General features: G+C 39.0%; 12 protein-coding genes. 5 read left to right on the top strand and 7 right to left on the bottom strand.

The annotated features are described in order from the left end of the window. Positions 1-47 precede the first annotated feature (47 nt). The 5 genes from H6G96_RS10295 (at position 48) to H6G96_RS10275 (ending at position 6,338) form a co-directional block, all read left to right on the top strand. Complete coding sequence (locus tag H6G96_RS10295; RefSeq protein WP_206757667.1) at positions 48-527, top strand: hypothetical protein; 480 nt, start codon at positions 48-50, stop codon at positions 525-527. 329 nt (positions 528-856) lie between these two features. Next, positions 857-2,281, top strand: a complete 1,425-nt coding sequence (locus tag H6G96_RS10290; RefSeq protein ID WP_190911370.1) for a hypothetical protein — start codon at positions 857-859, stop codon at positions 2,279-2,281. 14 nt (positions 2,282-2,295) lie between these two features. Next, complete coding sequence (locus tag H6G96_RS10285) at positions 2,296-2,451, top strand: hypothetical protein (protein ID WP_190911583.1); 156 nt, start codon at positions 2,296-2,298, stop codon at positions 2,449-2,451. A gap of 376 nt (positions 2,452-2,827) precedes the next feature. Beyond that, entirely contained in the window at positions 2,828-3,838 is a 1,011-nt protein-coding gene (locus H6G96_RS10280; protein ID WP_190911369.1) for an ATP-binding protein, read from the top strand. 19 nt (positions 3,839-3,857) lie between these two features. Beyond that, positions 3,858-6,338, top strand: coding sequence for a S8 family peptidase (locus H6G96_RS10275; protein ID WP_190911368.1), 2,481 nt, complete (start codon positions 3,858-3,860; stop codon positions 6,336-6,338). A gap of 226 nt (positions 6,339-6,564) precedes the next feature. Here the strand turns inward: H6G96_RS10275 and H6G96_RS10270 are convergent, their stop codons facing one another. From H6G96_RS10270 to H6G96_RS10240, 7 genes are all read right to left on the bottom strand, one after another. Next, positions 6,565-7,170: a hypothetical protein gene (locus H6G96_RS10270; protein WP_190911367.1), complete on the bottom strand. Its 606-nt coding sequence runs from the start codon at positions 7,168-7,170 to the stop codon at positions 6,565-6,567. After that, positions 7,170-7,517 carry an STAS-like domain-containing protein gene (locus tag H6G96_RS10265; RefSeq protein ID WP_190911566.1) on the bottom strand — a complete coding sequence of 116 codons (348 nt, stop codon included), beginning with the start codon at positions 7,515-7,517 and terminating at the stop codon, positions 7,170-7,172. The genes H6G96_RS10270 and H6G96_RS10265 overlap by 1 nt, the downstream gene beginning before the upstream one ends. Positions 7,518-7,533: 16 nt before the next feature. Next, complete coding sequence (locus tag H6G96_RS10260; protein ID WP_190911366.1) at positions 7,534-8,409, bottom strand: ATP-binding protein; 876 nt, start codon at positions 8,407-8,409, stop codon at positions 7,534-7,536. A 70-nt stretch (positions 8,410-8,479) separates the two neighbouring features. Then, a complete protein-coding gene (locus H6G96_RS10255) occupies positions 8,480-9,628 on the bottom strand; it encodes a restriction endonuclease subunit S (RefSeq protein WP_190911365.1) in 1,149 nt (382 codons plus the stop codon). Beyond that, on the bottom strand, positions 9,628-11,430 hold the full coding sequence (locus H6G96_RS10250) for an N-6 DNA methylase (RefSeq protein ID WP_190911364.1): 1,803 nt from the start codon (positions 11,428-11,430) through the stop codon (positions 9,628-9,630). The genes H6G96_RS10255 and H6G96_RS10250 overlap by 1 nt, the downstream gene beginning before the upstream one ends. A gap of 26 nt (positions 11,431-11,456) precedes the next feature. Further along, on the bottom strand, positions 11,457-12,509 hold the full coding sequence (locus H6G96_RS10245) for a hypothetical protein (protein ID WP_190911363.1): 1,053 nt from the start codon (positions 12,507-12,509) through the stop codon (positions 11,457-11,459). A gap of 44 nt (positions 12,510-12,553) precedes the next feature. After that, positions 12,554-14,944, bottom strand: coding sequence for a DEAD/DEAH box helicase family protein (locus H6G96_RS10240; protein WP_190911362.1), 2,391 nt, complete (start codon positions 14,942-14,944; stop codon positions 12,554-12,556). Between the last annotated feature and the right edge of the window lie 147 nt (positions 14,945-15,091).

Genomic DNA, 15,091 nt, shown 5'->3' with positions numbered 1-15,091 from the left:
TAAACTTAATGTTAATCCTCGAAACCAAAATTATTAGTAATTTTTCTATGGAAACAACCAATCTTCATAATACTTTATTAGCTCTATTACTAGCTTTGAAGGATTCAGAGACTCCTTTGAGCGATAGAGAACAGTCTGATTTATACCAAGTTGCTGAACAACTTTCTGCCAACCCAAAAGCCTGGGAGATACTCATCGAACCCCGCTTGTTGGTGATGATTCAAGCTAACGAACCTTTAAATCAACGGTTTAAAGCTGTCAAATATCAATTAGATAATTTAGGTGATACAATGCCCCTGAATTTACTACCCAGCAAGGCTGAACTAGAACAAGCTGTACCAAAGCAGAAACCTCAACCCACAACCCGCGCTATTCCACAAGTTAGCCCTTCAGACTTGAGAAGCAATGAAATTACCAATATGGCTATCAAGGTTTTAGCAGCTCCCAATCCTTCTGAAACTGCCAAAAAATTAAGTAGCTTTGAGCAATTGCAACAATTTTTAAACCAAAATTTTGCACAAAAATAACGCTATTCTAATTCATCTATTATTTAGATTTGCCTTAGCCGTAGCGTTTTACTCCATTGTCCTTAACCCGCCTAACTAAAAAGGCGGGGTTAATTCCTATTTTCTCTTGCGTAATTGTCAATAGATGACTACACTGATGGCAAAACTTTCTGAAAATGGACTAAAAGTATCTATAATTTGGTTGAAATCGACTTGAGCTATAAGTCAATAAATTTATTTATTACCAGACTGAGTGACAATAAAATATTTCTGTCTATATACAAAGAGGAAAAACTTTATTTATCTGTATCTACCATCCAGAAATAAAAACTCTAACATTTTTTCCTTGAATGGCTGACCTCATATATCCCACTATCGACCTCTTTCTCTATGACTTGAAGTATAGTTTAGGCGATACTCCAGAAGAGATTAAGCAGAATCAAGAATCTTTTTATATTAAAATTCCTGAATATATTCGTCCATTATTATTAGAGAATGAGCAAGATTTGCAAGGCGAATATGTTCATCTGCTCAAAGATGTATACGCACAGACAAAACATCAGAACGACCAATATGAGGGCTATTTCTATCCTGTACTACTCGGTGATAGTTATGGCTTACTTGTAGAGTGTGCGTTAAAAAATAAAACTAATGCTCAACCTGCTAAATGCTTTGTAGATATCAAAGCTGAAATTGAGCGAATGTTGAAGAGTCAAACAGCTACTATTGGGCAAACCTGGATGCTCTCAGGCTGGCTACCTCCTTCTCAAACGAAAAGCTCCGAAGAGATTGCTCAAACTTGCTATCAGGCACTAATGCCCGGTTTAGATTGGGAAGGAGATTTACAAGGTCAAGGACACTTTCTCGGAGCAAATATTTTTGAACTAACTCAAAATAATCAGCATTTTATTATAATTATATATCCCGATGAAGCTACTTTAAACCAATCTGGCAAATTTTATTCTGACTGGATACGTTTATTTTATTATCGGCACAAAATAGTTTGGGCTTATAGTCAAAGTCGTTTATTAAAACATTCTCTACAAACTTATTTTACTAAAATTAAAGTTGGAAGTGATACTATTGAGCAAGCTAGAAATAAGGGAAGCGAGTTAAATACTTTGCATAAAACATTAGTTGATGTGCAAAATACACTAAATGAATATACAAGAGAGTTAACTATCCTTGATTTTCAAGGCGGTACAATTGATATTAATTTAAGTAATTATGAAAAACGTCTGGGTAGAATTAAACAAAAGTCTAACAAACTTCAATCAAATAAAGAGACAGAAGTGAAGTTTTTAACAGAGTTTAGTAAATTAGTTAAAGATAAATATCGCCTACAGATAACTAAAGACTCAGAAAACCTGGAACGAGGTTTAAAATTACTATCAGATACCATTAATGCCGTTCGTAGTCGAGTTGAAGTAGAAAAAGCTGAACGCGATCGCAACTTTCAAACTTTCGTTAGCCTCTTAGCTGCGGGATGGACTTTTGGCTCGTTTATTGCCGCTTTACCAGGACTAGATAAAGAAAATGATAACCCTGTAAGGTCTACTCTAATCAGATCATTCAAAGTTAAAGTAAGTCCAGAACGAGCAACAGGTACACCACAGATAAAAACTACGCAACCAGTAACAAGTACACAACAGACAACCCCAAAGGAACCTTGGTGGCTAATCCCAGCTACTAAGGGAGTATACACTATTAGCGGATTTGTCATCGCTATTTTAGTACTTTTGCTTTGGCGGCGTTTATGGAGGCGATACCGTTAAAGAATTGACAGGGTATGTCTACGTACTCTAACTTCACTCACAAAATTCTCACAATAGTCAACTTTGCTCTCATCAACAGAATTATCGCCAGAAATTGCGATCGCCACGAGTTGGGTTTATTAACAAAATGTACTAACTGTGAGACACCATTTCCAATACCTGCCGATTAGGAGGTAGGGCAATGCCCTCATTGTTCTCTGCCTTTTGCAAAAATGGCGAAGCGTCAGAAGCGTCGTTAACAAAGGTGATGGCTAATTTTATGCTATGTGTTAACTAAATAACTATTACCCGTTGGGAGAAGTTTTGATTTAATCCCCCGTCGATTAGTGTCAAATGACACCAATCTGAGGGATAGAGCGGCGGCGCTTGTAGCCTCCAAAGAACAAGCGCCGGACAGTAGAAAAATCGGTCTCAGCTAAAGAACTTGAGGGATTATTCCTGTCAGGTGTAATATTTCAGTGCTATGATAAATAGCTTTTCATATTTTATAGTAAAAAAGTACTATAAAATTAGGGTATGTGAAGTATCCGATTCCGGCTCTAAAATATGGCACGTGGCGAAATCATTAGAAAACTCTTCAGAAGCTTCTCTCGCAATGAGAGAGAAGAGTTTTTAGCTGCCGCCAAAGAACTTATTGAAGAAGAAAGAAATAAAAATCATATATTGCTTGCTAGGGATTTAGAAAAGCTGCTTGAAAATGGGAATGGATACACTAAACCCTTAGCTGCTAACCCTACCCCCTGGAACCAGTTTCCTGAACCACCTAAAGATAAGGATACTGGGCTTGCCTTGCTTGAGGTAAAACAATTCGATCTGACATGGGATCACATCGTCCTTAGTGAAAAAATTTTTGATACCCTGCAAGAAATCGTCCTCGAAAACCGCAAGCAGGACATTCTTGCAGCCTATAACCTCAAGCCCAAAAATAAATTACTATTCTGTGGCCCACCAGGCTGTGGCAAAACTCAAACCGCAAAAGTTCTCTCCAGCGCACTGGGTCTGCCGCTCGTTTACGTGAACCTAACAGCAGTATTCTCTTCTTACTTAGGTGAAACTGCAACCAATCTTCAGAAAATTTTTACCTATATCGAAAAGGGAGAATGGCTTGTTTTGTTTGATGAGTTTGATGCGATCGCCCGCGATCGCGACAACTTAAATGAGCATGGTGAAGTCAAACGCTTAGTGAATAGTTTGCTACAACTCATCGATAATGCAACCAATCAAAGCATATTTGTCGCGGCCACCAATCACGAAAAACTTCTAGACAGTGCTGTTTGGCGACGATTTGATGAAGTTATTTTCTTTGATAACCCATCAGTTGAACTACGGACGGCTCTTTTGAGTCGTTACTTATCTGCTATCCGTTATACTGCTATTAATCTGTCTACCTTTGCTGATCGACTTGAGAATGCTACTGGAGCAGATATAGAGCGTATATGCTCTGATGCAATTAAAGCCGTGATTCTACGGGGCGAACGTACCTTGACTGCTGATGATTTAGAGGTTGCGATAGGACGTTTTTTAGAAAGACAAAGTATAATAGCAAACTCAACATAATTATTTACGTCGAACCACAATGGGGAGTCAGTTTGAACACCTGAAATTACCTAGAATAATAAACATTGAATTACCTCGGCGCTCCACTGGTGGTGGTTTTGGTGGTACAAAACGTACTGATGTTAGTGAACACGGTAAGCAGCTATTAGGTCAAATTTCTACGCTAATTGAGCCTGTTAAACAAAAGACCAGCCCTTTCCGTCTTGATCCAAAATTGATTTTTAAGATAAAAGTTACTGAAAAATATTCTTTTTCAGACAATTTGGTAACTCAAATAGGACTAAATGTTTTAGCACGCGAACCCAATAAAGCTATTGTTGTCTTCTCATCCGACAATGAGCTAACAGAATTCAAGAAGCGGTTAGAGAATTACAGCCAAATTAAAGATGGCCCCAAATATGAATACTTAGGGGCAATCGATGAGCTAGTTCCCCTCGAACCTGAAGATCGCATTGGTCGTCTCTTAGATATAAAACGTGTACAACCTGGTGAACTTGCCGCTTTGGATTTAGAACTTTGGCACACAGGCAATCGAAAAGAAATGCGGAAGTATTTAGATGATATTGCCGATGTTCTAGAAAGTTTAACCAGCGATACTGCTCCTATGAGAATGAGTGATAGCTACATAGGTGACTATCTCTGTATTGCTCGGATTAAAGTGACTAATGAAGTTTTAAATCTTCTGCTGCTAGAGGAAATTGTTAAAGAAATTGATCGCCCTCCCCAACCTGCTTTTGAAACAGCGGCTGACTATAATCTGCCAATTTCCGATTTTCCTGAAGTTGTTCCCCCACCTGAAGATAATTGCGGCGTTCTTGTTATTGACTCTGGTGTACAGCGTCATCATCCTTTAATTTCTAAGGTACTGGGTGAGGCTGAAGTATTCCCAGATGCGAAACGGCAATTGATAAAAGGTGGATCTGATGATGTGCATGGGCATGGTACAAATGTAGCTGGCATTGCTATCTATGGAAATGTTGAAAACTGCATTCAACAGCGTTCCTTTGATCCAACAGCTTGGTTATTTTCTGCTCGTGTAACAGATGAGAATAACAGATATGATGAGGATCTTCTCATAGAAACTCAATTTGATGAAGTTATTCGTGCTTTTGTTGAACAGTATCCTAATTGCAAAGTTATCAATATTTCGCTAGGTAATGCCGATCAAATTTACCGAGATGGTCTGAAGCAGTTTCGGCTAGCCGCCAAAATAGATGAAATTGCTTATCAATACCAACATAAAAATATTCTGTTTGTAATTTCAGCTGGTAATGCTTTTTATGAAGAGGCAGAGTCAAATGAGCAGCTACGGACTGATTACCCAAATTATCTGCTGAACAAGAGCGCTCGAATTATTGACCCAGCAACTTCAGCAATTGCATTGACCGTAGGTTCTTTATCATTTGGTCGCGGTAGTGTCACAGAACCTTCTGATGTTCGTCGTCAGGCGATCGCAAATTTATCAGGATACCCTTCTCCATTTACCAGAACTGGCTTTAGCGTAGATGGAATGATTAAACCTGATGTTGTAGACTTTGGTGGAGATTTAGTATTAGACCTGAGTTATCGAGAAACTTTAGGTCTACCTAAAGTCAATGTATTGCCAGATAGTGTAGCTGGTGTTTCTGTTCTAACTCTATGCAAAGATTTCAAAAGTTCTTTATTTCATATCTGTAGTGGTACGAGCTTTGCTGCACCTCGTGTTGCTAACCTTGCTGCTCAACTTTTTACAAAATACCCAGAAGCTAGTTCTAATTTGATTCGGGCGCTTATTGTTAACTCTGCACTTGTTCCCAAGGAAATTCCACCTGAATTTCAATGTAAAGGCAATAAGTCTCAAAGTAAACAAATTAAAAAGCAATTAGCAATCTATGGCTATGGGCAGCCTGACTTGCAACGTGCAATGTATTCTGCCGAGAACTATGTTGTTCTATCAGAAGACAATATTTTGATAAAAGTAGGCTATTTTCATATTTATGAAATTCCCCAGTTGCCACCTGATTTTATTAAAACAAAAGGCACTCGTATATTATCAATTAGCTTGGCATTTGACCCGCCAACTCGCCCAACTCGCGGGGACTCATATCTAGGAGTCACAATGGAATTCGACCTTTTTAAAGGAATCGACCACGAAATTGTGAGAAATGCTTACGAAGCTGTGAGTAAGGCAAATTCTGCTAATGAGTCTACAGAAGATACAAAGAAAAAGTTAAAGCAAAAATATGGTGCTGGCATTGAAGTCAAGTTATCGCCGGGTTCTAAACTGCGGAAAAAGGGAACAATACAAAGGGGACTAGTAGAAATCTTTCCTCAATCCACAAAATATGATGAAGGAAACATGATCCTGGTTGTGAGTTGTAACCGTAAATGGGCAAATCCAGATGAAATAGATATGCAACGTTATGCCTTAGTTGCTTCCATTAGCCATTCCGATCCTCAAGTTGATTTATATAATCGTATGAGAATCAAGATTAACCAGCGACCAAGAGTAAGAGTTTAATTAATGATGGTTGTTACAAGCAACTGCAATACAACTTTATAAGATGCAGGTATTAAACTTTAACTTGCTTTTTTAAGAATGTGATCGCACCTCCCAACCCAAACCCCACAAGTTCAAGCGATCACCTCATGAATTTGGCTGCCTAGTACCTGCTTCACCAATAAAAGCTTGTGCAGAGATGGCAGACTGTAAAAAGCCGATTTAGAAGGTTTAGGTACTCACACTTCTACCTGACCAAAAGTTTGCCTTGGCTTGTTGCAGCTGCGATCGCACCACTATTTGCAGTAAAAACTTTAATACCTGGGACAGTCACATAATCACCATCATCGGTAATTATTTGTGTAACTCCAGCTTTGTCCATCGCTTGCAGTATCAGCAAGTCGTAACCGTCAAGTAATTGGGTTTGAAATCTGGTTAGCGCCGCATTGCTTGTTTCTTCGCTAACCAAAACATCTGTGCATACAGCACTAGATATCACCTGGCTCCAAGCGGTTTGAACTTCTGCTACAACTTTTGCTCTCTCCGTTGGGAAGTTATGGCGGTATTCTTTAGATTTTAATGTAGAAGAAAATATTTCTCTTTCTGTTTGCTCGATGTTGTGTGCTAATTCTGCCAATGAAAGACCGCAGTATAAAAGTAATGAGTTAGCAGAAATGGCTTTGGCAATGTAGGAAGGATACTCTGTAATCTGATAAGGACGAGATGAAATACTGGCATTAGTATAGGTATACCAATACCAGGCGTTTGTATCTACTAAGAAAATATCATCATTTTTCGGAGCGTCAGACCGGATATCAACCACTTCAGCCTGAACTGTGTAGTTGACTGGCATTACTGTGTATTTGCTTGTTCGCTGATAACTTGGTCTACTCTACTACGGAAATCAGGGTCGGAGTAATACCGCTTGGAATTTTCTATTACTAGTTTGAGTATTTGTTTACCAACCGTATTTAGATTGGAGAACTTGAGCAGACGGTTTAGGGTTTCTGGCTTAATATCCCGAAGTAATTGTCCAATAGCAAAGTTAAAGAACGGGGAAGCAAAAATTTCTACTCCTGCAAAGTCTAGCTCAACTTCATTAAGAGCTAATAATTCTGGATGAACCAAATCGTACACTTTCTGACCATCGCCAGGTGTAATACAGTTTTTGCCTACAAGGGTTAAGATTTCGTGTTTCATAGTCCGCACATCACCCTTAAAACAACGGCTCGTCATCTGGTTCAAACTCCAAAGCATAATACGATTCGTCGCACAGGAGTGTAATATTTACCAGTGTTCCTCCAAAGAAACTTTGTCTATTTTCGTAAACTTCCTGTTTTTCATCTATTGTCGCACATCCATCATGGCTTAAAATTTGAAGTCTTCCCTTATTTATATGAACAAATTGTTTTAAATAGTCAAGACCAATACCACCCGTTACTCGTCCACCCCTGGTAGTTGTCCCCTTTTGAAAAGCCCATTTTAATGCTTGGTCTGCTGGTAAGTTGGGATTATTCTGGAAATCGCGCACATTTTGAGGGATTCCTACGCCAAAGTCAACGACTGTCAGTTTAAGTTGTTTCAGGTCAGGATAATGTTGTCCGCAGCTAAAGACCCCTATATCTGTCCGTCCATGTTCAAAAGCATTGGCATAAATTTCTAACACTGTTGCAACAATCAGCTTTTGCAAATTTTGGCTGACATGAACCCAGCCTCTACCAAGCCATTGTTCGGCTAGGTATTGAACCAACTCATCTTTATTTTGCTTTGGATCTTCTCGATACGGGATAGAGTTTCCCTGCCAAGGTTCCATATCCTGGCAAAAGGCATACATAAAACCATTTTGTTGCAGATTTATCTTGACTTTTTTATGAAGAGTATGTTGTTGAAAAGTGACTTTTCTACCTTGTGATTCAATTAACCGAATTAATCCACCCAGAAAAGCTACTGCGTTTGGTCGTAGAAACCAACATTTGGAAAAGTCGAAGATTACTTCTGAGCAGTCTTGGTTGACTTTTTGCCAAAGTTGAAACAAGCTATCAAAGTCATCTAGGTTATCGTTGACAGTCGGAATTTGAAGAGTAAGGCTCACAATTCCCTTTTGAATGCTTCGTTAAGTATCGATTTTAGCAGACCTTGTAAGGGGAATTGGTTAGTTTTATCTACAATTCTCCTTTGAATGCTTTGTCCCAAATGGAAGGTAATAGAGCATTAAGTTCTTTCATGGCCTCTACTCTTAGTCGTTTCATCTTGTCTATTTGATTAAAAATAGGGATTGCCTTCTGCTGATATTCAACTGTTGGCATGGATATTTTCATTTTCAGAAATTGCTCTGGGCGAGTGCGTTCGCGTCGTCCTCCCATTCCTCTGGTTAAGTCTTTTAGTTTAGTCCAAAACCAAGGCGTAGCAACTAATGCCGATAAATATTCTGGAATAGCTTTTCCTGGGATACAACGAAAAGTACGGTATTCAGGAGAAACGTATTTACCAACTAAGTAAGACGGACAAATACCTATAGCACCTTCCCATCCTTTAACCTGACTTAGTACTAGCGCACCTTCGTACAAGCAGTTAAAAGCTTTATAAGTAGTTTGAGTTGCGTCTATAGCTTCTTTAGCAAAAAGTCCTCCTCCAAACCCTTTGACTCCCACTTGAGGGTACTGTTTTCCAAATAAAACTTGCTCTTGCTGTTCGTCTAGAGTAAGAATTTCATCAAGTGTAACTATCTTTGAATCTGCCAAGCTTAAATGTAAGCTAGTAATAAAAGCTTCTGTTTCTTCTAATGCTTTTTGACGAAGTGATCGCACTTCCTCAACTTTTCCCGTCAGTTTTTTAATCTGCGCCACAATCTGCCATTGTTTCTCTAGCGGTGGTAGCGGAACTAAAACTTCTGGAATTCTTTTTAAACTTAAAACTCGATTTCTACCAGCGGAACCAGGAGAAATTTTTATTAATTGTTCTAAACCTGCTGGAGTGCGAAAGTAATTTAACAAATATGGAGGTAAGCATAGAGTTTGATTTACACGAAAAGTTGGGAACCGAGTTGAACCATACATCCCTTCTTCTGCTTTAGAAGCTAGTCCTACCGCACCTTCCCAAGCAAATGTAACTTGAAGAATAAAATCTCCCTCTTGAATTAGGAAAAGCTGTTTATCACCTACTTCAAGTCCAGTTCTGGGTATTTTATGAAAAATCCCACGTCCGAAACAATAAATTCCTATTTCGGCATACTGAGCATCAGGAAGGATTTCAACTGGACGGCGTTCTAAAGTGAGTAATGTACCCAGGCTGACTTGAGAAACATAACTCATTACTCGGCACCTGCGAAAAATTGCTTAATCTCTGCCATAATTGCAGCAACCCGTCTATCCTTCTCCAAAATGTCAGCCACTAACTGCTCAGGCGGTAAATGCTCAAAATCCTTTTGATTATTCGGGTTTTTCCGGTCAAGATTATAAATCGCCCAGTAAATAGCATCTCCTTTAGCATTTTCATCTTTAGCAATTTGACGCTGACTTTGCTCCTCAGTTTGGGCTTGTTTAACCTCATCCTTAAGAAACTGAACCTGATTCTGAATCCGTGCAATATCTTTTGATGGGGAAAAATCCAAAATTGAATTCTGTAAACTTTGGATTTTCTCAGCTAATTCTTTAACTGTCTTTGCAAGCTGATTAGCACTTTTCTCTGCTTTCTCAGCAGCATTCCAATGAGGTGTTGCTTCTTTTTTCGCTTGATTATAAACTTCCCTAAAGTTATATTTATAAGCTCGTTCATTCTCTTGTCGGTTCTTCCACCATGCCACGCATTCAGCAAAATTTTCATCTTGTATCGGCTTAGTTTTGGTGTAAGTTTTGCGTCCCTCTGGCAAAGGTAACTCATAGTACCAAATTTCATCTGTTTGTCCAGAACGGTCAAAAAATAACAAATTTGTCGGAATGGGGGTATAAGGGGCAAACACCCCGTCAGGTAAACGGACAATCGTATGCAGATTAAAATCCTTGAGCAAATCTTCCTTGATCTTGGCGCAAATTCCATCCCCAAACAGCACTCCATTGGGAAATACTACTGCTGCGCGTCCTGGTTTTGGCCTTTGTCTGAGACGACGCATAATCAACTGAAGGAATAACAACGCCGTTTCTTTGGGTTGTCTATCTGGGGGAAAGTTATTTTTAATTCTGTCTTCCTCCTCACCCCCAAACGGCGGATTTGTGAGAATCACATTTACCCAATCTTTTTCACCCATCTCCGCCAGGGTAAACCGCAGACTATTTCCATCATCAATATCGGGATATTCAAACCCATGTAACAGCAAACTCATGTGCGCTAACATCAAAGGCAAGGATTTTGCCTCACCGCCAATAATGCTTTTTTGTAATATCTGCCAATCTTGGGCGCTACAATTCTTTTTCAGGTATTCATACGCCTCAACCAAAAAACCACCTGTTCCGCAAGCAGGGTCAAAAATGGTTTCCCCCAGCTTCGGTTCCATCACCTGCACGATAAACCGCACTACCGGACGGGGGGTGTAAAACTCTCCCGAATCTCCGGCCGCGTCTCGCATTTCCTTCAGCATGGACTCATAAAGGGTGCTGAGGAGATTCACTTCTTCTGATTTATCAAAGTGAATATCATTTACTTTATTCAGCACATCCCACAGCAAAGTCCCGCTAATCATGCGGTTAGTGACATCTTTGAACACCTTGGCGATTACATCAGCGCGATCGCGTCCGGTTTTGCTTTTGAGATTCCGCAAATAGGCGAGTAACCCTGCTCCTTTCGTACCATCTGGTAAAGTTGCCTCATCATTGTTGATGAAAATTTTGAGGCGATCGCCAGTAAAATTTTCATTAGCTGCCCAATCTCGCCAGCGATAAGGCGGTTGAATCGTTGGTTTATAGGATATTCCCTCTAACTCTGCTTCCACCTCATGCAGTTTCTCGGAATCATCCAAAAGTTTCAAAAACATGATCCAAGTCAACTGCGGAAGCCGATCTAATTCTCCATTTAATCCCTTATCCGTCCGCATGATGTCACGCGCTGACTTAACCACGCTACCCAATTTTTGGGCAGTGGTTATGGATTGATTATTTTGTTTAGTAGGGCGTTTGGGCATTTATGTTTAAGTAATCATAAGGATAGTTATAATGATTTTATTAATTCTTGCTCGATTTTTTGTAGATTACCTTGATCCGAAATTAAAACATCCCATTTCTGGAAAGTCTCACAAATTGTATTTTTTATTAGATGTTGCCCACTGAAATTTATTAGCCAGATTATTGTTTTTTCTTGTTGGTCTTGCTGGGTAATTTTACGAGTTAGTACAGTATGATAAAGTGATTGAATTAGATGGTGATTAGGTACACCTGCTTGAAGAATAACAATCCATTTTTCTTTATTTAATGTCTCTGCTTCTACTATCACTCTATAATAAGCTTCTTCAGTAATATTTAAGCTTTCAATTTCAAATTTTGGAAGCGATATATCCTGTTCTAAATTAAATAATTTACCCGATACTTTTTGTCCATCAAATAAATTTATTAAAGTTAATATTCTATTTTTTACATTTTTAGTTACAATCTCAAATAAACTACGCATAGGAATATCTATGCGCCGAATTTCTGGAAGGTAATCTTTAATAAATTGCTCATCTTTAATATTATTTTCTAATAAAGATAAAAATTGTTCAACAGCTTTTAAAACCAATGGATGAACAGTTTCAAATTCTAAGTTAACTGAGTAGTGGACTATCTTATTGCGATATTCATTTAAGAGTATAATATTTTTTTCTAATTCGCTATCTTTTAGCAAATCACTTATTTTTAGCATAATAGCAACTCGTTTCATAGCAGTGATCAGAGTTACAGAACGTGGACTTTCTGGCTCTTCAAACAGGTCTAATATAGTAGCATTAGGTTGTGCTTGACGAAGGGTTAATAATTGAGTTAAAGCAATATCTACATTTTCAAAAATTAGATATTCATTAGTTTGAACCAGTAATAATTTAATACCAAGTTCAATTCCATGATGAATCCAAATTAATGATTCTTTAAGTAACCAGCCGTCTTTAGTTTTGTCAGCTTCATTATATAATGTATAGCCTTTTTTGAGCGAGTGATAACAGTTTTGCTCCAAGCTTAACCGTAAATTATGCTCGCTATTACTATTCTCATTTATTTTATTCTTCTTATTCATAAAACCCTGTAGTTACATTTAAAAAAGTAAAATGTTTTGTATCTTTATGCAGTATAAAGTAGTCTTTGCAATTGATTCACCGCCTTCCTAAGTTGTTTAACCCCACCAAATCGTTGAACAATTTCAACTACATTGCCATAGTTATCAAACTCGCGGTTCGCCTTAAATGTCGTCGGAATATTAAACTCATCTACCCCTTTTTGTGCATACTTGTCCAAAATAATCTCTAAAATAGCCCTTGTATCTTCTCCGTATTGCTGAAAAAAGTCCGGCTTACGACGACGCAACGCTTCAGCCCGTTGCTTGCAAGTCAGCACCGGAGCATCAAAGGCAATATGACATAGTAAATCAAAAGGGTCAGCTTCGGGAAGCTTAGTAACTTGTTTTAACTCATCAAAATCAATATCCCTATCCGCCAACAACTCAATAATCTCTGAACGCTGTTCTGGATCTGCCCAGCGTTGCTGTATTTCTATAGTGGAACGATACAGGATGCGAACTTGTTCTCTGGTGTAGTCAATTAATCGAGACAAGCGCAGTTGATTATCTGGATTTAAATCATAGATTCTTTCTTCAACAATCTCTTCGCTTCCCCCGTCAGCGTAATATTTCCGAGGTGGTATGTCATCATCATCTGGAAGTCCCGGAAATCCAGACCTTTCATCGTCTTCCAAGTCGTCTGCTTCCTCTTCTAACTCTTCTGAATCTAATTCCTCTTCATGTTCAGAGAGTATTTCCCCCTGATCATCTATCTCTGATTCATTAATAAGGGCGGGTTCTCCATCAAAATCTCTATCTTCAAACAACACCGTGCTATTGGTGTAGTCGAGTATATTAAACGACCGTTTACCCCGTTCTTCTCGTACACGGGTTCCCCGCCCAATAATCTGCTTAAAGTCTGTCATTGAACGAATAACACGGGCAAGCACAACATTTTTACAGGTAGGAATATCTACCCCTGTTGTTAGTAACCTAGCAGTTACAGCAATAATATGAGTTTCATTTAAGACATCTTTAAATTTGTATAGATGTCCCTTACCCACATCACCAGCTTCAGAGGTAATGCGAGTGATATAGTCAGGATTTGTTCTGGTGATATCGCTGTTGAGATTGCGTAATTCCTTGATCATTGCCTTAACGTGTTGCTCATCTACGCAAAAGACAATGGTTTTGGCATAGCGATCGCCACTCCTCAAAAAATCAGTAATGTGTTGTGCGATCGCCTTTGTCCGTGCTTGTCTCACCAATTTCCGCTCAAAGTCTGGAGTGAGATAAACTTCATTGGGAATTGTTCTTCCATAGCGGTCAATCTGTCCAGCGTTAGGTCGCCATCCTTCCCGATCGGAACGGGTAGTAATCCGATAAACTCGATAGGGAGCTAAGAAACCATCATCAATCCCTTGTTTGAGGGAATATGTGTAAAGGGGATTGCCAAAGTAGCGATAGGTATCAACATTATCATCGCGTAGCGGTGTTGCTGTAAGTCCTAACTGATACGCAGGTTCAAAATGTTCTAGAATTTGTCGCCAGTTACTTTCATCCCTGGCGCTACCTCGGTGACACTCATCAACAATAATCAAGTCAAAATAATCAGGATTATATTCTCTGTAAAGTCCAAAGCTATATTGTGTATCACCAATTGCTTGATAAATAGCAAAGTAGAGATCACGTCCTTTTTTCGCTTCCCCCTGAATTTTGTAAATTCTTTCTTGATTAAAGGCAGAAAAGTCTTTATTCATCGGGTCATCTACCAAAATATTCCGATCTGCCAAAAACAGAATTCTAGGAGAACGAGATTCTCCAGAAGTATTCCACTCCAAACTTGACAGTTTCCAAGCTATTTGGAAAGCAACAGTAGTTTTACCCGTTCCCGTTGCCATTGTTAGCAGTAGGCGCTTTTGACCTTTGAAAATTGCCGCTAGTGCAGCATTAATAGCATTTCGTTGATAGTAGCGCAGTGGTTTATCTAGAATTGGATAAAACGGAGTTAACAGTTTTTCTGCTATGTCTGTTCTAATTTGCTCCTTCGCTTCCCCAGTTAATCGTCGCCAAAGTTCATCAGGGCTGGGAAACGATTCCATCACATCAGACTGCTTACCCGTGATGAAATCAAACTCTACAATTCCTTGTCCGTTAGTGGAGTAAGCAAACTTCACCCCTAGAAGATTGGCATAGTCTATTGCCTGTTCCAGTCCCTCATCAGGAGTTTTATGTTTCCTTTTCGCCTCTACTACGGCTAATGGAAATTCTCCGTTATACAGCAGCAAATAATCTGTAAATTTTCGTTCACCACGAGGTTGACGCTTGTTCTTGGGGCGAATTTTGCCATTAGTGAAGTAATACTGCTCAGTATAATCGTGAGGCTCTTTTTCCCACCCTGCATCTCTTAGTTTTGGCTCAACATACTTACGGCAGGTATTAGCTTCATTGCTCATTGCTTGCTATTTTACTAGTTAGTTTTCTAACTTAGCACCTAGTTATGTGTACGCACAAAAAAATCATATTACCTTTGTTATTCAAGATGCAAATAATACCTGAACGATAATCAGCGATCACATTGCTTTTCTACATATATCGTGGCT

Origin of the sequence: Nostoc sp. FACHB-892, from assembly GCF_014698795.1 — a bacterium.
Classification (GTDB): domain Bacteria; phylum Cyanobacteriota; class Cyanobacteriia; order Cyanobacteriales; family Nostocaceae; genus Nostoc.
This window is presented reverse-complemented; position numbering and strand designations above follow the sequence as displayed.

Coding starts and splice junctions, on each gene's coding strand:
- H6G96_RS10245 (WP_190911363.1), bottom strand. CDS start 12,509: ATGAATAAGAAGAATAAAATAAATGAGAATAGTAATAGCGAGCATAAT.
- H6G96_RS10250 (WP_190911364.1), bottom strand. CDS start 11,430: ATGCCCAAACGCCCTACTAAACAAAATAATCAATCCATAACCACTGCC.
- H6G96_RS10280 (WP_190911369.1), top strand. CDS start 2,828: ATGGCACGTGGCGAAATCATTAGAAAACTCTTCAGAAGCTTCTCTCGC.
- H6G96_RS10240 (WP_190911362.1), bottom strand. CDS start 14,944: ATGAGCAATGAAGCTAATACCTGCCGTAAGTATGTTGAGCCAAAACTA.
- H6G96_RS10295 (WP_206757667.1), top strand. CDS start 48: ATGGAAACAACCAATCTTCATAATACTTTATTAGCTCTATTACTAGCT.
- H6G96_RS10265 (WP_190911566.1), bottom strand. CDS start 7,517: ATGAAACACGAAATCTTAACCCTTGTAGGCAAAAACTGTATTACACCT.
- H6G96_RS10255 (WP_190911365.1), bottom strand. CDS start 9,628: ATGAGTTATGTTTCTCAAGTCAGCCTGGGTACATTACTCACTTTAGAA.
- H6G96_RS10290 (WP_190911370.1), top strand. CDS start 857: ATGGCTGACCTCATATATCCCACTATCGACCTCTTTCTCTATGACTTG.
- H6G96_RS10270 (WP_190911367.1), bottom strand. CDS start 7,170: ATGCCAGTCAACTACACAGTTCAGGCTGAAGTGGTTGATATCCGGTCT.
- H6G96_RS10275 (WP_190911368.1), top strand. CDS start 3,858: ATGGGGAGTCAGTTTGAACACCTGAAATTACCTAGAATAATAAACATT.
- H6G96_RS10285 (WP_190911583.1), top strand. CDS start 2,296: ATGTCTACGTACTCTAACTTCACTCACAAAATTCTCACAATAGTCAAC.